The organism is Paraburkholderia bengalensis (genome assembly GCF_037126505.1).
GTDB lineage: Bacteria > Pseudomonadota > Gammaproteobacteria > Burkholderiales > Burkholderiaceae > Paraburkholderia > Paraburkholderia bengalensis.
The window spans coordinates 1-18,528 of the sequence record NZ_JACFYJ010000067.1; the positions used below are offsets into that span (position 1 = coordinate 1).

Genomic DNA, 18,528 nt, shown 5'->3' on the forward strand with positions numbered 1-18,528 from the left:
TCCCGGTGCCGGTTAGCCGGCGGCCGGTCAGCTTACGATGGTCCGAAAAGCGGACATCTGAACTTGGCTAAAAGCGGACATTACAACTTAGCCACTACATTGCGAAAAATTGATAATTAGGCTTATGTCAAATACGTAGAGTCCTATTCAAGATTCGTTTGGGTGTGCCACGCCCTATGCTTCTTCATCACACGATCTCTGACATATGACCGACTAGTCGGTCCACGTTTCCGGCAGCTGCGATGAGTGGCCGACCGATGTCGCTGGCACGAATGTGACGGCGAACAGTGCGAACCCTTTCGCGACTGTCACCCGAGCCAAGGCGCGTGTATATGCTTCAAAGGCAGCCTCGGCCGTCAGTCGCCTTCAAGTAGCTTTTCAAGCCCAAGGATTCCCACCGGTGGATCGGCTCGCCATGGAACCACATAGACCCCATGTTTCGATAGCGTTGCCACCCGCTCCATTTGCTTTCTTTCACTGTTTAAACGCGCCAGCAGCACTGAGTCATTAGTATCCGTGGCCAGCAATGACCGGTTGACCACCCATGCAAACGGTTCGATATCGGCCCTGCGTAGATCTTCCTGTAATGCCGCTGCCTGTGACACCGGCGTCGTTTCTGGCAACGTAACCAAGATGATCCTCGTGTAGTTAGTATCCTGCAATCGCATCAACGGTGTCACGATGCGGCCGGGAGCCTTGTCGTCAAACGCGCGTACCATCTGACGATGGTAGGCGCCCGCGGCGTCCATCAGCAACAGAGAGTGACCGGTCGGAGCGGTATCCAGTACTACGAATGAGCTGCCAGCCTGAGACACGACATGCGAGAAGGCATGAAACACAGAGACCTCTTCAGTACAGGGGGATCGTAGGTCCTCAATGAGCAGTGCCTTCTCGTCCTCTGTCATTCGGGGCGCACGTGCAGCCACGATCTTGTCCACATACTTCTTGGTTTCCACTTCGGGGTCAATGCGCCCCACAGTGAGTCCCGGGACATTTCCCTGAAGGGTCATCGCCAGATGCGCAGCTGGATCAGTAGTGGTCAGATGCACCGACTTCCCGCTGCGAACCAGCCCCAAGGCGATAGCGGACGCGATAGTTGTCTTGCCGACGCCACCTTTGCCCATGACCATGATCAGCCCCCGATCGGCGTGGGCCAATTCCTTAACCAATTCCGACATCGGGTGGTGTGCAAGGTGCGTGGGCACGCCGCGAGGAACATTGCTTACCCATGTCAATTCCGGGGCCAAGAGGGCTCGGAGCGCAGGTAAGCCCACTGAGTCCACTGCGCGCAGCGGCACATAATCCGTAGGAAGCCGGCGCAGCGCTTCCGGCATGGCTGCGAGAGCCTTCTTTCCCAAGGCATCAAGAGCGTCGCCAATGCGGTCATGGGATTGGCTTGCCTGGAAAACCGCGTTCAGGACAAGGCGCTGATTTGCCAGCCCCAGATCTCGTAGCTCGGATGACGTACGCGCGGCCTCTTCCAATGCGCCAGTTTCGGGCCGGGCTACCAGCACGATGGTTGTCATACTCGCGTCGTTAAGTGCCGCCAACGCCTGATTGAAGAGTTTCTCCTGCATTTTCAAGCCGGAATGCGGCCCCAGGCAGGACGCCCCTCGGTCACTACCCTTAAGGAACCCGCTCCACGCTTTGGGCAGGCTCAACAACCGCAGCGTGTGCCCGGTGGGGGCTGTGTCGAATACCACATGATCAAAGTCAGAGGCGCCGTGAGAAAGCAAGCTGGAAAACTCATCAAACGTGGCAATCTCGGTGGTGCAGGCACCTGATAGCTGTTCTCGCACGGTCGCAATTTCGTCGGCACTCGCCTCGGGGTCCATCTGTTCGACAACGCGAACGCGATAGTTCTCCGCGGCGACGTCTGGGTCGATGTTCAGTACGCGCAGTCCGACCACGCCCGGTACCGCGACCGGAGTATTGATCAGTTCAATACCGAGCATTTCGCCAAGATTGGACGCGGCATCTGTGCTAACCAACAAGATCTTTTTGCCGGCGTCGGCCAGCGCGATAGCCACGGCGGTGGAAACCGAAGTCTTTCCCACTCCACCTTTTCCGGTGAAGAACATGTATCTGGTCGGTGCTTCCAGTAACGCGAGTCGTGATGGCATGTGGTTTCCCGTTCTGATTGACCTTTAATCATCTTGCATTCGGTTGTCACCGTCTGAGATTCACCGCAACAATACCGCTATGGCCGGGGCGCTCCGAGGAAGAATCAGTACGCGTATCACAGCGTCTCAAGCGCCAGCACTATGCCCTGCCCTCCGCCGAAGCACAGCGTCACGATTCCGCGTCGGCCTCCGCCGCGCTGCATCTGGTTGCAGCAACCGTGTGGTCAGTACCGCACAGCTCGCGCCGATCGGATGACAGCCCCGCCTTCCGCGTTGAGCCCATCGAGCAGCATGCTGTCGAACAGCGTCACATCGCCCATTCGTGCTCCCCAGCGCCCCGGCGGCAGTAAGTAAGGGCTACGTTCCATGTTTTCCATGCCGCCCACGATCGCGCAATCAATCATGCCGGCCTCGATTTCGGTAGCAGCATTGGCGATCGCCTGCGCGCCCGATCCGTAGACGCGGTTAATCGTGAGCGCCGGGACCTCGATCAGCATTCCGCCGGAGATACCGGCCTGTCGCGTCGGATTCATCTTCACGCCTGCTTGAATGACATTTCCCATGACCAGCGCCTGCATTTGTCGGCCGGCAATCCGGCGCGCTTGAGGCATTCGCGGATAACGGAGCTCCCAGCGCTGGCGCGGGCAGGTCCTTGAGTGCTCCTCCACAGGTGCCTATCGCGGTGCGCACCGGGCTGCACAAGACGACTTCGACGTTGCTTATGACTTTGCTCCTGACAGGAATGACGCGTGAACGACGTGGCACGGCGGACCGTGCCCGGCAATGTGGGAGCGGATGTATCGAATACCACCCGATCTTTCTCTACGTTCAGGTGCGGCGATTCCCTTACCGATAGGTCTCGTCAGTGTCGACAACAATCTTCGTCGATTGATTCGAGACGTGGGGGCGGTCCTGGCGGACTTCATGAGATGCATCTCGACATAGCATATGTGTCCGTTGACCGGGAGCGCCTCATTGCATCGAATCGGTACATGGCCGGGCCTCATCACGATTACGTGTCTTGGTCTTGCATCGGATGGCCTTTCATCATGCCTGCGGGAGTTCGATTCATTTTGACGTGTGTCAATGCCTGTGCCGACGCCGATGGGCGAACTGACACGACGACGATGTCGGGCCACAGCATCTGCAACAGAGCAAGGAAGCTGAGTTGAAAGATCTCGAGCGGGAAATCGCAGGACTGTGGAAACAGATCAGTCTCATGCCGGCGCGGGCGGACGCGATGATGACCGTACTTCAGGCGGCAATGACGGCCGTAGGAGACTCGCCGACGTGTGCTGCAGCTGTTCACGAGATATTCGATACGCGGATGACCAATCGGCTCTGTCGGGGCGTCGATGAAGAGTTCGTCAACGATAATGTCACGAACCGTCTGGTCCTGCCTCTCTGTCGACTAGGGCATATGCAAAGGCAGGGCGACGCTCACGCCGAACCCCTTCCCATCAATTCCGGACGTGTACGCCAGTTTCCCGCGCAATTTGGCCGCGATGCGTGCGACGATCGACAGGCCCAGCCCGCTTCCTTTCTCGACGTGATTCGCTGCACGAAAGAAGCGATCGTGCAGACGTGGCAGGTTCTCCTGCGCGACACCGGGGCCGTCGTCGCGCACCTCGAGAAACACCGCGTCGGGATCTCTCCAGATAGCAATTTCCACGCGCCCCTGCGCGTGCCCGTACTTGATTGCATTGTCGACGAGATTGTCTAGCAGTATGCGCACCAGCGCGGGCGGTGCACGCACGATGGTCGCTCCATCGGCCTGCAGCGTCAGCGAAATCTGCTTATGATCCGCAAAGGCATGCTGGTCGACGATGCATGCCTTGGCCATGTCCGCGAGATCGACTTGCGCACTTGGAAGCGGCGCGCTTTCCTCGAGCCGCGCCAGCGCGAGCAACTGATCGGCCAGGTGCGTGCTCCGGTCCACCGCTTCCACCACGCGCTGCATGGCGCGACGCTGACGTTCCGGATCGCGCGCGGTGAGCGCGACTTGTGCCTGGACCTTGATGGCGGCAAGCGGGGTCTTGAGTTCGTGTGCCGCGTCACCGGTAAAAGCGCGCTCGCGATCCAGCGACTGGCGCAGACGTTGCAACAGCGTATTGAGCGCAGCGACGAGCGGAAAGACCTCGTCTGGAACGCCTTTGTCCGCGACGGCGTCGAGACTGTCGGGTGATCGTGCCTCGATCGCTTCCGACAGTGTGCGCAAGGGTGTCAGGCTGCGACCGATCGCAAACCAGACAAGCATGGCCAGCACAGGCAACACCAAAGCGAGTGGACGGGCGATGCGCAGCGCGACCATCGAGGAGAGCTCCGAGCGATGCATGCGCTGCTGGAAGATTCGCACGGTACGGCCGCGCGCGGTATCGCCGAGCACGTAGACACGCCACTTCGCATCGTCGACCCGTAGCAGGCCGGATGCGTGGGCCGGCCGTGCCGGCAGGCCAAGCGACGATAGACCGGGACTCGCGGCCAGCAACCGTCCATCTGCAGCAGTCACCTCATACAGCAGCCGCATTGACGAATCGTTGTCTCCGTCGTCGTCGCGAGGCGCGAGGCTCGCGCCCGCAAAAGCCGGCAGATCGCGCACGTCGAGCACGAGCAGCGCACGGGCGACCTGTTCGATGCGTGTTTCGTCCCATTCCTCGACTTCATGGATTGCCTGGTGATAGCTCGAATAAAGCGAGTACAACCACACCAGTACGATGGCAGACAACACCAGTAAGGTCAGACGTCGCCGGATCGACCGCATCACGTTTCCTTCTCCACCACATAGCCGACGCCGCGGATCGTCCGGATCAACTGGGCGCCAAGCTTCTTGCGCAGGTTCGAGATATGCACCTCGATCGCATTGCTTTCGATCTCCTCGTTCCAGCCGTAAAGGCTGTCCTGGAGACGCGCGCGAGAAAGAGGACGGCCCTGATTCGCCAGCAGTTCGACCAGCAGTGCGCACTCGCGCGAACTGAGCGCGATGCGCTCGCTTCCGCGCTTGACCGTCAGGCGCTCTGGATCAACCAGCAGGTCGCCGTATTCAATCGTATCCGTGCTTCGGCCCTGCGAACGCCGCACGAGCGCGCGACAACGCGCGACCAGTTCCGTCAGGTCAAACGGTTTGCCGAGATAGTCATCGGCGCCGGCGCTCAGGCCACTCACCCGGTCGGCAACGGTGTCGCGCGCGGTCATGACAAGCACGGGAGTATGATCACGGCGCTTGCGAATCCAGTCGAGCAGTTCGGTTCCCGACACGCGGGGCAGGCCAAGATCGAGTACGACCAGGTCGTATGGCGTGGTTTCCAGCGCTAGTTGTGCGTGCTTGCCGTCGCACGCCCAGTCGACCGTCATGCCAGCCTCGATCAGGCCGTCTTCCACGCCGCTGCCAATCAGCCTGTCGTCCTCGACCAGTAATACGCGCATCGTGGTGCTCCTGTTCGTTCCTGGCGGCAACGATAACCGCTTAGACGGGCGTGTATCAAGCCCGTGCGCCGCCATGGCGGTTCGTTAAGATTCCGTTAACCTGACCTGCTTATTCTCGCGGGCATTCACCGTCCTTACAGGATCAATGCCCATGGCTAAGCTGCCGCCCTCCCCTCATTTCCGCACGTTGCTGTGCGTCTCGCTGCTTGTGGCCGCGCCGTTGGCCCATGCAGGCGAGATCAAAACACTGATGAAGGACATGAAATTGGCCATGCAGGGCGCGATGTCCAGCACCACGATACCCGAGCTGCGCGGCTACGTGACCAGGCTCGAAAGCGACGCGCAGCGGGCAAGCCATCAGCCTTATCGCAGCGACCCATCCACCTACGATGAGGGCATGCAGGCGCTGCAGCAGGAACTGGCCGAGGTCGACCGTGCAATCCAGGCAGACGACATGGACGCCGCCAAGCGCGCATTGCGCCGGATTAACGGTACGAGAAAGCATTATCACGACCTGCTGGGCTGACAAACCTGAAACGCGTTTGCACAGGAATCCCTACATGAAACACACGTCCCGCTACCCCTTCTCGATCAGCTTGCTGCACTGGCTGCTGACGGTCGCGCTGTTTGGCAATCTGATCATCGGCTGGATGCTCGACGACAACGAGGATCTGCTAACACTCCACAAGTCGATCGGCATCGTCATCCTCTTTCTGGTCTCGGTTCGCGTCGCGAACCGGTTGCGGATGCGGCGACGGCTGCCGCCGTCGACCAACCGGCCCGGTACGCCCGCTTACCTGGCCGAGAAGGCCGTTCATCACCTCCTCTACGTGTTGATGCTCGCTATTCCGCTGCTCGGTTGGCTGAAGACCAATGCTGCAGGACACGTGGCAAGTTGCTTCGGACTCTTCTCGCTGCCAACGCTGGTATCGAAAAGCCGCGATCTGTCGCACTGGTTGGGGGAGTTGCATGCGCTGACGGCCTACGGGCTGGCTGCACTTGTCGGGTTGCACGTGTTGGGGGCGCTGGCGCACCGGGTACTCAGGTCGGAAAACATTCTTACCCGGATCCTGCCTTTGCCCAGGCGTGTCGAGCAGAAGATGCCAACAAGTGATCGAGGTTGAGTCGTCCGCGCGGTAATCAGATTAAATGCGACTGGACAAGCCGCTGGCACGCTCTGCATTCAGAAAATAGCAACGACTGCTCGCTGCTCTTTCGAAGGTCATTTTCGCTCTTGGCATGGTACGAGTACCCGCGGTCACGAGCAGCGGTCTTCGACGAACTCCTCTGATAATTCAAAGCACGAGGAAAGCAAATTCAGTTAAACGGAGTAAGGGCAACGCTGACGACAATTTTGACAGTGCGCAAACAGCTTTCGACCGTCGGCTCACCTTAGAGACCCGATAGAGCTTGTTTTCGTCAAAAATCTCGGTCAGGCTGACCACGGCACCTTCCTTGATTGTTCACACAGCTACTTGCGGCAGTAGGCCAGGCCCGATTCGGCATTGCGCGATGCTGCCGCGATTCTTCCCATCGGACGGTTTCTTTCCGTCACGCTATCGATCACCAAGTGCGGGTCGCGCCAGCCACTCGCGCCCCTTGAGCATGCCGTCCCAGTAGAGCGACGGCAGGATCCGCTCCTTGAGAAACCAGGCAAGACGCGACGGCCGTGTGCCGTCGAGCAGCCACGCGGGAAAACTGGGCGCGACCTTGCCGCCGTAAAGAAACTCGGCCAGTACCACCTTACCCCGCTCGACCGTGAGCGGGCACGAACCGTAGCCATCGTAGGTCGCCAATCCCCTGGCGCGACCAAGACTCGCCAGCACGTTATGGGCAACGACGGGTGCCTGTTTGCGCGCAGCTGCCGCCGTCTTGGCGTTCGCTGTGCTGGTGGCATCGCCCAGCGCATAGATGTGCTCATACCGCTTGTGGCGCAACGTGCCGGGGTCGACATCGATCCAGCCGGCAACGTCGGCAAGCGGACTCGCGCGAACAAAGTCCGGAGCCGTCTGCGGCGGCACCACATGAATCATGTCAAAGTCGGTTTCGACGGTTTCCCTGCTGCCGTCAGGCAATGCATGTTCGAACACGGCGCGCCGGCGAGGGCCGTCGATGCTCTTCAATGTATGGCCAAAACGCAGGTCAATGCCGTACGCTTCCACATACTTCATCAGTGCCGGCACGTAGTCAGGCACGCCGAACAGCGCCGCGCCCGCGTTGAAGAACTGCACCTGCGTATCGTGCAAGGTACCGTTTCTGCGCCACGTATCGCACGAGAGATACATGGCCTTCTGCGGGGCGCCAGCACACTTGATCGGCATCGGCGGCTGCGTAAACAGCGCCTTGCCACCGTGCAGCGCCTTGACCAGTTCCGCCGTATACGGCGCGAGGTCGAAACGATAGTTCGACGTCACACCGTTGCGCCCCAGTGTCTCGACGAGGCCTTCGACACCGTGCCAGTCAACCTTGATGCCCGGGCAAACGACGAGCCGCTGATAGCGCACTCTCCGGCACCCCTCAAGCACCACCGCATGACTGTCCGGTTCGAACGCCACCACGGCGGCCTTGAGCCAGCGCACGCCGCGTGGCACACGCGATGCCATCGTGCGCGCGGTGTCCGCCGCGTCGAATATTCCCGCTCCCACGAGCGTCCAGCCCGGTTGATAGTAGTGCACGTCGGCAGGATCGATGATCGCGATGTCCAGTGAAGCATCGCGGGCGCGCAGGCTCGACGCCACAGCAATACCGGCCGCGCCGCCACCAACAATGACCACCGAATGTTCGGCCTCGACCACGTCTAACGGTGCTTTTCCCGCATTGGCAATACGCCGCACCACCGCTTCGAGGTCGTATCCCGCGGCCGCCGTGGTGCGCTCGATTTCCGCAACGCTCAGTTTGCCCGCTTGTGACAGTGCCCACAACGTCGCGGACCGCGTGCCCGTGCGGCAATATGCCAGCACCGGCTTAGGTAGTTCCGCGCAAAGCGCGGTGAATGCGGCTGCCTGTTCGTCCGATGCTTGCCCCGGCACCACGGGCTGATGCACTGCCATCAGGCCGGCGGCTTTTGCCGCCTGCGCGATTTCCTCGAAGTTTGGCTGATCCGGTGCCTCACCGTCAGGCCGATGACACACGATTGATCTGAAACCCAGCGTGAGCAGGGTCGCTACGTCAGCGACGGTAATCTGGGGCGAGACAGAGAGATCTGAAGTGAGGGAACGCACAATCATGGCCTGCTTCCTGAAACAGTTAAACAGCGGACATTGGACCGCGATGCGCCCTCACCTGCCGGACGCGCACGTGACCCGTGTTACATCAGACAGCATTCAAGGGGATCTTGAGATACCGCACGCCGTTCGCCTCTGGCGGCGGAAACTCACCGGCGCGGACATTGACCTGCACCGCGGGCAGGATCAGTGTCGGCATCGCCAGAGTCGCATCGCGTGCCTGACGCATGGCGACAAACTGCTCTTCGCTTACGCCGTCGTGCACGTGGATATTACGTTCACGCTGCGCGCGTACCGTCGTTTCCCATGCAGGGCCGCGTCCCTCGGGCGGGTAGTCATGGCACATGAACAGCCGCACGTCGGCCGGCAGGGCCAGGAGCTTGCGCATAGAGCGATAGAGTTCATGCGCATCACCGCCTGGAAAGTCGCACCGCGCGGTGCCGACATCGGGCATGAAAAGCGTGTCCCCGACAAACACGGCGTCCCCGATCTGATACGCCATATCGGCCGGCGTGTGCCCTGGCACATGCATCGCTAAGCCCGTCAGATTTCCGATGGCAAACTTCTCGCCATCCTCGAAAAGGTGATCGAATTGCGATCCGTCCAGACGGAACGATGGCTCGAGGTTGAAGAGCGCCTTGAACACACCCTGCACGCGCCGGATGTGCTGGCCGATCGCAATGCGACCACCCAGTTCGCGCTTGAGATAGGCGGCTGCAGAAAGATGGTCGGCATGTGCATGCGTCTCCAGTATCCATTCGACACGCAACGCACGCTCACGCACGAAAGCGATCACCTTGTCGGCACTGGCCGTGGAGGTCCTTCCAGCCTTTGGATCGTAGTCCAGCACGGGGTCGATGATGGCGCACCCGGCATGGCCCTCTGCAAACACCACGTAAGTCACGGTCCAGGTGGCGGGGTCAAAGAAGGGATGAATGATCGGTTGCATGTCTAATCTCCATGAATGAAAACATTCTATTCACATACAATCTATTTTTCAATATACTATGTTGATATAGATTGAACATCGACCATGAAAAAATCTCGTCTAACCATTGACCTTGCCACAATGCAGGCCGGCGCTGCGAATGCATGCGCCCTGCTGAAGGTGCTCGCCAATCCCGACCGCCTGCTGCTGATGTGCCAGCTTTCGCAAGGCGAGATGTCGGTTGGTGAGCTTGAGGAACAACTTGGCATCCGTCAGCCCACGCTGTCGCAGCAACTGGGCGTTTTGCGGGAAAACGACCTCGTCGCCACTCGCAGGGAAGGCAAGAACATCTTTTATTCGGTGGCGAGTCCAGAGGCGCTCGCCGTGATGGCGGTACTTTATGAACAGTTCTGCCCAAAGCAGTGAGGAGACGCATCATGCTGGTCGACCTTGGACATTTCACACCTGGCCTCTCGTTGACAGGCGGGCTCGTGATCGGTGCCGCGGCTGCCGTGCTGATACTGGTCAACGGACGCGTCGCCGGGATCAGCGGCATCCTCGGCGCCCTGTTGAGCTGGCCGCGCGATGACGCCAACTGGCGTCTTGCGTTTCTGGCAGGGCTCGTGGGCGCACCCGTCATCGCGGGACTGCTGGGTAAGCCTGCACAGGCGGAGATCGAGGCGAGCTGGGGCGTGATCCTTGCGGCTGGGTTTCTTGTCGGCATAGGCACTCGCTATGCCAGCGGCTGCACCAGCGGCCACGGCGTATGCGGTCTTTCCAGAGGGTCCGTGCGCTCGCTGGTCGCTACCGCAACCTTCATGACCGCGGGATTTCTCACTGTCTTTGTACAACGTCACCTGATCGGAGGCTGACATGGCAGCCCTCAAGACAACGCCTATCGCGCCGGTTACGGCATTGCTCGCCGGCCTTCTTTTCGGGGTTGGCCTGATGGTGTCAGGCATGGCAAATCCCGCGAAGGTGCAGGGTTTCCTCGATCTGGCCGGCCGGTGGGACCCATCACTCGCCTTTGTGATGGCCGGCGCCATTGCGGTTGGCTCACTTGCATTTTTCGCAGCAAGACGCCGTGACAGGTCATACCTTGGCCTGCCGATGCAACTTCCCGTTAGCACGGCCATCACGCCGAGACTGGTACTGGGGAGCGTCGTCTTCGGCATCGGCTGGGGGCTGGCCGGGTTCTGCCCGGGTCCCGCGCTTGTCGCGCTGGGCGCGGGCTATCCGAAGGCTGTCGGTTTCGTGGCGGCAATGGTTGCCGGCATGGCCGTTTTCGAACTGATCGAGCGAGCGAAAGCCACGACGCAGCGCGCGTGAGCGGCAATCTGCGCTATCCGCGAAAGGCTCGCAGGTGAACAATACAGAGATTGTCCGATGGAACACGTAATTGCCAGCAGCGCCGCACTCGGTCTTGTCGTCGGCCTCATCCTCGCGCTCACGGGTGCAGGTGGCGCCATCCTCGCAGTGCCCTTGCTGCTGTTTGTGCTGCATCTGAGCATTGCCGACGCCGCGCCCATCGCCCTGCTGGCTGTAGGCGTCTCCGCCGCGCTTGGCGCATTGATGGGGCTGCAGGCCCGCATCGTCCGGTACCGCGCCGCAGTGTTGATGGCCGTCACCGGTACGGTGTTCTCGCCCGTCGGCCTGTGGCTTGCCCATCGGCTGCCGAACGGACCGCTTACACTCGTCTTTGCCGGCGTGCTGGCGTACGTCGCGCTCCGGATGTTCCGACAGGCTACCGACGGCACGCCTCACAAGGTTCGCAGCGGTGCGGCTTTACAACCCTGTCAGCTCAATGGCGGCACAGGCCGCTTCGTATGGACGGCCGCCTGCGCGCGCGCACTCGCCCTTGCGGGTATCGGTGCGGGTTTCCTGTCCGGCCTGCTCGGCGTGGGCGGAGGTTTCATCATTGTCCCTGCGCTGAGGAAAGCGACCAATGCGCCGGTGCCGACAATCATGGCGACATCGCTCGCTGTCATCACGCTTGTGTCCGCGTCTGGCGTCATCTCGACGGCGATTTCAGGTCACATGAACTGGCCAGTGGGCGCGCCGTTCGCTGCGGGCGCATTAGGCGGCATGCTGGCCGGGCAGCTCGTCGCCAGCCAGTTGAGCGCTAACAGGCTGCAACAAGGCTTCGCGCTCGTCGTTGGACTCATTGCTGTCGGCATGGTCGCCAAGGTCGCCATGGCCGTTTGAGTTTCCCGATTATAAGTTCAGGAGTCCTTCAGGACTCCGCTTGGCGGCATCACTCGAATCTGCCACACGTTGGCTGACGCGTCTCAATTCGCACGGCCCATGGTCCAACGGTTTTTTATTGAGGAATCCCAGTTCCGGGCTGCCTTTCCATCAACGCAACGCGCAGCGCCCTGCGTTGATGTGTATCAAAACAGACGTCCCCGCACCGCATAGGCTTGACCTGTCGGCCCATCGAACATGGATGCATCGAAGCGAAGGAGGCAGGAATACGCATTCGAGCATGGAACAGGAGCATCATCGCGCTCGCAGCCAATGCCCACTGCATCATCTGTCACTCTCCTGGAATGGTGTCGCGACAACCGCCCTTGTCGTTCGAAGAGTGGCAGACCGAGGGGAACAAGATGCGGATGGTCTATGCTGTACCATTTCCTTCCGACAAGATCGAGAAGATGGCGCCATACCTGTCAGCAATTAACGGGAAGCCGTAGCCGACTTCAACCCTCGCCACCGCTACATTGGTGTCCGGCAGCCAGGCGATCGATTCTGCGCTCAAGCGGCTTTGGTCGGGAGGATGGACATGAAGATCGATTCAGAGTCATTCCGCATTCACGAAGGTGCCGCGGTTGACCTGGCCAAGTCACCATCGCGCGTGGCGCCCGTATACGGCTCGAAAGAGCAGTACCATGGCATGCTGACAGAACACATCAAACAGTTACGTGCACTGCAAAGCGTCCTTTATGCCGATAATCGCTACGCGGTACTGTTCATACTCCAGGCAATGGATGCAGCGGGAAAAGATGGAGTGATCAACCACGTCATGTCGGGCGTCAACCCGCAGGGTTGCAAGGTTTTCAGCTTCAAACATCCGAGCGCGACTGAGCTTCAACATGATTTTCTTTGGCGTACTACGCGCGACCTTCCTGAGCGTGGACAGATCGGGATTTTCAACAGGTCATACTACGAAGAGGTCTTGATCCTGCGTGTCCATCCGGAGATTCTTCGCGCAGAGGGTTTATCTGGCTCTCTAGGCGCGGAGGCGGCCCTCTGGCAGGGCCGTGATCGCTCCATCAATGATCTTGAGAGTCATCTTCATCGCAACGACACGCGGATCGTCAAGTTCTTTCTGCACCTTTCAAGGGAGGAGCAGAGAAAGCGCTTCCTCGCGCGTATCGACGAACCTGACAAGAACTGGAAGTTCAGCACCGCCGATGTCGAAGAACGCAAGTTCTGGTCGGAGTATATGAAAGCCTATGAGCAGTGTCTCAGTGCGACCAGCACAAAAAACGCCCCGTGGTATCTCGTGCCTGCCGATGACAAGGAAAACGCTCGGCTAATAGTTTCCCAGATCATTCTCAACATGCTGGAGAAATTGAATCTTCGATATCCCGAAACCACGACTCAGCGTCGCAATGAATTGGCCCAGATTCGTGCGGGCTCGACCGGGAGCAGTCATAGGTAGCGCCAGGAAGTCGCGCGCAGGCGAAAGTCGGAAGACACGTTTATGTACTCCCGCTTCACGAACGCCACTCGGAGCGTGTAAGGCGCTCAATGATGAAAGCTGAGTGACAATATGAGACAGATTCTGCACACGCTAGATCGGTGCTTGAAAATCAACTCTTTGATTCGGCATTTCTGGAATCAGTTCGCAACGCGGCGCGTAGTCCGGGTCACGTTTCCGTAAGCGCATTCTGCGTATCTTAACGTCGCCTTCAGGTTTAAATGACTGGACTTGCCCCTGAATGACCGGACACGCGGTCACGCTTAGGTTGGAGAATTTGTTTGCTGGCGAAACTCGCGTGGCGAGCGGTATTTCAGGGCGCTGTGTGGATGTGACTCGTTGTAGTGGTCGAACGCAATGGCCAGGTTTTGCAGCGCCGTCCTCGCGTCAGGTTTGGGCATCCACGAAACGTAATCGCGCTTCATCGTCTTGACGAAGCTCTCGGCCATCCCATTGCTCTGCGGACTTCTCACTGGCGTCGTGACCGGCTTCAGACCAATTTTTCGCGAGAACGTCCTTGAACTATAGAGTTGAGAATCAGAACGACGTGGTGAAGTGGGACATCAAGCGGCCGGCGCGGGCGGTGGGTAGCTGGCGCTGTATGAGCGACCGTGGGCCAGAAGGGCCCATATAGTTCGGGCTATCTTGTTTGCCATAGCAACGACCACGACATTGAGCGGACGCCGCATGCTCAACTGCACAGCCCACGATTCCGGATCTTTCGCGTGTTTCATCACGGAGCGGGCACCGTGAATCATGAGAGTGCGCAGATACCGGTCTCCTCTCTTGCTGATGCCGAGCAGGCGGACCCTGCCACCGGTTCCGAACTGCGCGGGGACAAGCCCCAGCCACGCCGCGAATTCCCGCCCGGACCGGAAAGCTTTCGGGTCGCCCATGGAGGCAACGGCGGCGGTGGCAGTGAGAAACCCCACGCCCGGGATTTCTGCGATTGTCCTGCAGGCCGCGTTCTCACGTAACCATGCACGGAGTCGTTACTCGATGGCAGCAATCTGCTTGTCGATATCGACTAGTCGTTGCCATTGCTCTCGAAGAGAATCTATTAACACCCGTGGCAGGCGTGAATCGAGGCGCAGCAGGACGTCTGGCATGGCCCGGTTCATTGCTGCACGCCCCACGCCCATTACTTCTCCGTACTCTCCCAGCAAACCCCTCAGGCAGTTGGACTGGGAGCGTCGGAATATAACAAGCTGCTGCCGTATACGGTGCAACGCGAGAACGGCCTGCTGGGCTTCAGTCTTAACCGGCACGGCCCTCACGCCCGGGTGTTTTGCAGCTGCCCAGATGGCACGCGCATCAGCCACGTCGTTCTTGTTTCCTGTCACGAACGCCTTGACGAGCTTGCCGGGCATCAGCTTGACCTCGTGCCCGAGCTCAATGAGACGTCGTGCCCAGTGCTGTGAACCTCCGCAAGCCTCCATCCCGATAAGGCATCGTTCGCGATTAGCAAAGTGCTCCAGAAACTCGGCACGACGCAACTGTCTGTCGAACACTTCGCCGGTGTCTCCAACTATCCAGTGCAGTTGGAACACCCGCTTCGCGATGTCTACGCCCACGACTGTCGGTTCCATTTGCGCTCTCCGGTAGGACGAGGTCCTCAATTATGCGATGAGGAGGCGTCCATACCATTTTTTCCCAGCAATCGCTGGAGTTCGCGAATCTGCTTCATCGCTTCAGCCAGGTCCGATGCCGGTACCACCTGTCCGCCGGCACTGACCGCCGACAGGCTTCCATCCTGATAGAGCTTGCGCCAGCCAAAGACCTGGTTGGCGTTCACCTGATGGCGACGCGCAACGCCCGAAACAGTGGCACCAGGCTCAAACGTCTCGCGCACTATTGCGAGCTTTTCTTCGACAGAGCGCCGGCGGCGCTGCTCCGGCTGGGTTAGAACTTCGACGGGTTCCACGTTGTGACTGGGCTTAAACATAGGCGGAAGACTACCTCATAATTTAAGCGTTACCCAGTGTCCGGTTTTCGCGGGGGCCGGTAATGTGCCGAGAGATGTGCAGAAAGTCTGAAGGCAGGAACAGTGCCCAAGGATGGGGTGGCCGTGGTGTAAGTTGATGAATGTCCAGTTCGTCAACCTGCCCTGGGGAGGGCTTACGCCATGGCCACGACCAGGCGTAGTACGAACCGGCCCTCAGCGGAAGCGCTGGTTGCCGGCGATCGGGACCTGATGAAGGCGCTCATGAAGGATGCGCTACAGGAAGTGCTCGAAGCGGAGATGACGCAGCTGTTGGGCGCGTCACCCAACGAGCGTACCGAAACACGTAGCGGCTATCGGGCAGGCTATTACGGACGAGGGCTCGTGACACGCATCGGCAAGCTGGAACTTCGCGTGCCGCGCGACCGTCACGGAGAGTTCTCGACGGCATTGTTCGAGCGTTATGCGCGCAGCGAGAAGGCACTGATGGCCGCGCTTGCCGAGATGTACGTGCAGGGTGTATCGACCCGCAAGGTCAAGGCGATCACCGAGGAACTATGCGGTCACAGTTTCTCGGCCTCGGCGATCTCCGCCATCAACAAGGGACTGGACGCAACGCTGGCGAAATTCGCGCACCGGCCGCTGGAGGAAGCGTATCCGTACCTGATCGTCGACGCGCGCTACGAGAAGGTGCGTGAATCAGGTGTGATCCGATCGCAGGCGGTGCTGATCGCCATCGGCATCAACTGGGAAGGCCATCGCCAGGTGCTGGCCGTGGAATTGGCCAACCGCGAAAGCCTGTCGAGCTGGAAGGAATTCCTTCTGGGGCTGAAGAAGCGCGGCCTGTCGGGCGTCGAGTTCGTCGCCTCGGACGACCATGCCGGGCTCAGGAAGGCGATCGGCGAGGTACTGCCTGAGGCCGCCTGGCAGCGCTGCTATGTGCACTTCCTGCGCAACGCGCTGGACTATTTGCCGCGTAAGGCCGACGATGACTGCCTGCAGGAACTGCGCTGGATGTACGACCGTCGCGACCTGCAGGAAGCACAACGGGATCTGGCTGCATGGATCAGCAAGTGGCAGGGCAAGTATCCGAAGCTCGTGGACTGGGTGGAAGGCAACATTGCCGAGACGCTGACGTTCTACCGCTTGCCTCGCGCGCATCACAAACACCTCAAGTCGACCAACATGCTTGAGCGCCTGAACGAGGAAATCAGGCGACGCACGCGTATTGTGAGAATCTTTCCGAACGAGGCGGCGTGCCTGCGACTCGTCCGGGCCCTGTGCAGCGAAACGCACGAAACGTGGCTGGAAGACAGCCGTTATCTGAACATGGCTCTGCTGGCCGAGCAGAAGAAGGAGTTTCTACGCGCTCCTGCATGAGCGGCGCGCCATGTCCGCTGTTGCGGGCTACGCCCTGCGCAGCGGACACGGCAGAAAGATCAACTGAAACCATCGTCAACCGGTTTCTGCACAACTTGATAATCATCTGAAAGGCCTCCTGCTGGAGCCTTACCTGTGACTAGCGCAGACAAGGCTTCAGCAGGGCTCTACAGTTGAACTGCACTCGTCAACTGAGACCCTGGGAGGCTGACATGAAGTATAGCGGCATTGATTTGCACTCGAACAACGCCGTGGTCGCCGTGACCGACGACGAAGACCGGGTGCTCTACTGCAAGCGATTGCCCAATGATCTACAAACGATCGTGGCAACCCTGACACCTTATCGCGACGAATTGCAAGGGGTAGTCGTGGAATCGACTTTCAACTGGTACTGGCTGGTGGATGGACTGATGGCGGCTGGCTTTGAGGTTCATCTCGCCCACACGCCTGCCATCAAGCAGTATGAAGGCCTCAAGTACGCGGGCGACGAACGCGACGCCGTCTTTTTGGCCCATATCTTTCGCCTTGGCCTGCTTCCAGAAGGTTATATCTATCCGAGTGAGGAACGAGGGCTACGCGACCTTGCCCGCAAGCGCTTGCAACTGGTCCAGCAACGGACACTGCAGATACTCAGTATCGAAAGCCTTCTTGCCCGAACAGGCGAATCTCCGCATGAAGAGCGAGCAAGTGCAGAATCTGGACCGTTACGCTACGAGTGCCCTCGGCTTGTCGCCTCATGTCGAGCAGGCGTTAGTCGCGAGTCTTTCCGTCATGCGGGTACTTACGACCGAAATCTCCGCGCTCGAGCACATCCTTTATCGCGAGGCGAAACTTCGTCCCCAGTTCGAGGTCCTGAAGACAGCCCCTGGAATTGGTAATGTTCTGGCGACCACAATCATGCTCGAGACCGGTACTATCGGGCGATTCGCCAATGTTGGCCAATTCAGTTCCTATTGCCGATGCGTCGAAAGCAAACGTATTTCGAACGGTAAAAGGAAGGGCCAGGGCAACGCCCGCAACGGCAACCGATACCTGAACTGGGCTTTCATTGAAGCCGCAGCAGCTGCACTTCGCAGTTGTCCGCAAGCCAGGCGATTTTATGAGCGAAAAAAGGCCAAGCGCCTACCCGCGCTGGCCATGAAGGCTCTTGCCCACAAGCTCGCCCGCGCGGCGTACTACATGATGCGAGATGGCACGGCATTCGAGATCCGACGATGCTTTGGATAGAACTGGCTGGAGGGAATGAGCTCGATGTGTGCGTTGGTGTGAAGCCACAAACTTGATTGCGCCGCTCCCTCCCGCCACTCGGTAGCGCAGCGATCGCTGAGACGCACAGACCCTGAGCCATGCAAGCCTGGTGCCCCATTCGGGGCAACCACGAATCTCGACCCTGGACAGAGGTCTGGCACCGATGGTTCTCTGGGACTCGAAAGAGCCAAGAGCGAAGCGCCAATTCATCGGCGTTCGCTTAGATCCCGATGGGTGACTGGCGCGGCTCAGCGCTGCAGCCAGCTAGACGAGGAACCGCCCGCGTGGTCGGCCCTGCGCACTGAATCCAAAGGCGCACCGTGCGACTCTGCGCCTGGCCGTCTGCGCGCCCTTGACATCGGCCTTTCAATGGGTGACGTACACAACTTCGCGATCGTATCGATCGGAGTAAAGGGCTTGCCTGCTGCGCTGCTGCCTCCTATTCGCCTGATGAATGAAAATCAGAAACCGTTTGGAACAGAAGCGGCAGCACTCATGGCAGGGTTTAGCGCGGGGCAACGAGTGATCGACGACACGCTCATGTCCGGGTGATCGCC

At 59.6% G+C, this 18,528-nt stretch carries 14 protein-coding genes and 5 pseudogenes; 10 read left to right on the top strand and 9 right to left on the bottom strand.

The annotated features are described in order from the left end of the window. Positions 1–356 precede the first annotated feature (356 nt). From arsA to H3V53_RS30005, 4 genes and pseudogenes are all read right to left on the bottom strand, one after another. Positions 357–2,123 (bottom strand): arsenical pump-driving ATPase, encoded by a 1,767-nt coding sequence (gene arsA / locus H3V53_RS29990; RefSeq protein ID WP_336600968.1) that lies wholly within the window; start codon positions 2,121–2,123, stop codon positions 357–359. 272 nt (positions 2,124–2,395) lie between these two features. Continuing rightward, positions 2,396–2,846 (bottom strand): annotated as a pseudogene (locus tag H3V53_RS29995) (thiolase family protein); the annotation flags it as partial. Positions 2,847–3,534: 688 nt separating this feature from the next. After that, a complete protein-coding gene (locus tag H3V53_RS30000) occupies positions 3,535–4,884 on the bottom strand; it encodes an ATP-binding protein (protein ID WP_336601002.1) in 1,350 nt (449 codons plus the stop codon). Continuing rightward, the gene (locus H3V53_RS30005; RefSeq protein ID WP_336600969.1) at positions 4,884–5,546 is read right to left on the bottom strand and encodes a response regulator transcription factor; all 663 of its coding nucleotides are present in this window, start codon (positions 5,544–5,546) and stop codon (positions 4,884–4,886) included. The genes H3V53_RS30000 and H3V53_RS30005 overlap by 1 nt, the downstream gene beginning before the upstream one ends. A gap of 151 nt (positions 5,547–5,697) precedes the next feature. Between H3V53_RS30005 and H3V53_RS30010 the strand changes: the two genes are divergently transcribed. Together H3V53_RS30010 and H3V53_RS30015 are read left to right on the top strand one after the other, a co-directional pair. Then, positions 5,698–6,072, top strand: a complete 375-nt coding sequence (locus H3V53_RS30010; protein ID WP_336600970.1) for a cytochrome b562 — start codon at positions 5,698–5,700, stop codon at positions 6,070–6,072. Positions 6,073–6,106: 34 nt separating this feature from the next. Further along, a complete protein-coding gene (locus tag H3V53_RS30015) occupies positions 6,107–6,670 on the top strand; it encodes a cytochrome b (protein WP_336600971.1) in 564 nt (187 codons plus the stop codon). A gap of 432 nt (positions 6,671–7,102) precedes the next feature. On the opposite strand, the gene H3V53_RS30020 is transcribed toward H3V53_RS30015, so the two are convergent. Continuing rightward, positions 7,103–8,773 carry a bifunctional protein tyrosine phosphatase family protein/NAD(P)/FAD-dependent oxidoreductase gene (locus tag H3V53_RS30020; RefSeq protein WP_336600972.1) on the bottom strand — a complete coding sequence of 557 codons (1,671 nt, stop codon included), beginning with the start codon at positions 8,771–8,773 and terminating at the stop codon, positions 7,103–7,105. An 85-nt stretch (positions 8,774–8,858) separates the two neighbouring features. Then, positions 8,859–9,719, bottom strand: coding sequence for an MBL fold metallo-hydrolase (locus H3V53_RS30025; RefSeq protein WP_336600973.1), 861 nt, complete (start codon positions 9,717–9,719; stop codon positions 8,859–8,861). A gap of 84 nt (positions 9,720–9,803) precedes the next feature. On the opposite strand from H3V53_RS30025, the gene H3V53_RS30030 reads away from it, so the two are divergent. The 5 genes from H3V53_RS30030 (at position 9,804) to H3V53_RS30050 (ending at position 13,362) form a co-directional block, all read left to right on the top strand. Further along, complete coding sequence (locus H3V53_RS30030) at positions 9,804–10,124, top strand: metalloregulator ArsR/SmtB family transcription factor (RefSeq protein WP_336600974.1); 321 nt, start codon at positions 9,804–9,806, stop codon at positions 10,122–10,124. An 11-nt stretch (positions 10,125–10,135) separates the two neighbouring features. Further along, positions 10,136–10,570 (top strand): YeeE/YedE family protein, encoded by a 435-nt coding sequence (locus tag H3V53_RS30035; RefSeq protein WP_336600975.1) that lies wholly within the window; start codon positions 10,136–10,138, stop codon positions 10,568–10,570. 1 nt (position 10,571) lies between these two features. Next, on the top strand, positions 10,572–11,027 hold the full coding sequence (locus H3V53_RS30040) for a YeeE/YedE family protein (protein ID WP_336600976.1): 456 nt from the start codon (positions 10,572–10,574) through the stop codon (positions 11,025–11,027). A 57-nt stretch (positions 11,028–11,084) separates the two neighbouring features. Beyond that, positions 11,085–11,903 carry a sulfite exporter TauE/SafE family protein gene (locus H3V53_RS30045; protein ID WP_336600977.1) on the top strand — a complete coding sequence of 273 codons (819 nt, stop codon included), beginning with the start codon at positions 11,085–11,087 and terminating at the stop codon, positions 11,901–11,903. A 577-nt stretch (positions 11,904–12,480) separates the two neighbouring features. Next, the gene (locus H3V53_RS30050) at positions 12,481–13,362 is read left to right on the top strand and encodes an ADP-polyphosphate phosphotransferase (RefSeq protein ID WP_336600978.1); all 882 of its coding nucleotides are present in this window, start codon (positions 12,481–12,483) and stop codon (positions 13,360–13,362) included. Positions 13,363–13,664: 302 nt separating this feature from the next. Here H3V53_RS30050 and H3V53_RS30055 read toward each other — a convergent pair. From H3V53_RS30055 to H3V53_RS30065, 3 pseudogenes are all read right to left on the bottom strand, one after another. Then, positions 13,665–13,913, bottom strand: a pseudogene (locus tag H3V53_RS30055) (integrase core domain-containing protein); the annotation flags it as partial. 51 nt (positions 13,914–13,964) lie between these two features. Then, positions 13,965–14,990: pseudogene (locus tag H3V53_RS30060) on the bottom strand (IS110 family RNA-guided transposase). Between the two features lie 47 nt (positions 14,991–15,037). Beyond that, positions 15,038–15,346 (bottom strand): annotated as a pseudogene (locus H3V53_RS30065) (transposase); the annotation flags it as partial. Positions 15,347–15,526: 180 nt separating this feature from the next. Between H3V53_RS30065 and H3V53_RS30070 the strand changes: the two are divergent. The 3 genes and pseudogenes from H3V53_RS30070 (at position 15,527) to H3V53_RS30085 (ending at position 18,523) form a co-directional block, all read left to right on the top strand. Then, the gene (locus H3V53_RS30070) at positions 15,527–16,723 is read left to right on the top strand and encodes an IS256 family transposase (RefSeq protein WP_336600979.1); all 1,197 of its coding nucleotides are present in this window, start codon (positions 15,527–15,529) and stop codon (positions 16,721–16,723) included. A gap of 212 nt (positions 16,724–16,935) precedes the next feature. Further along, positions 16,936–17,950 (top strand): annotated as a pseudogene (locus tag H3V53_RS30075) (IS110 family RNA-guided transposase). Between the two features lie 390 nt (positions 17,951–18,340). Next, positions 18,341–18,523, top strand: coding sequence for a hypothetical protein (locus H3V53_RS30085; RefSeq protein WP_336600982.1), 183 nt, complete (start codon positions 18,341–18,343; stop codon positions 18,521–18,523). The last annotated feature ends 5 nt before the right edge of the window (positions 18,524–18,528 follow it).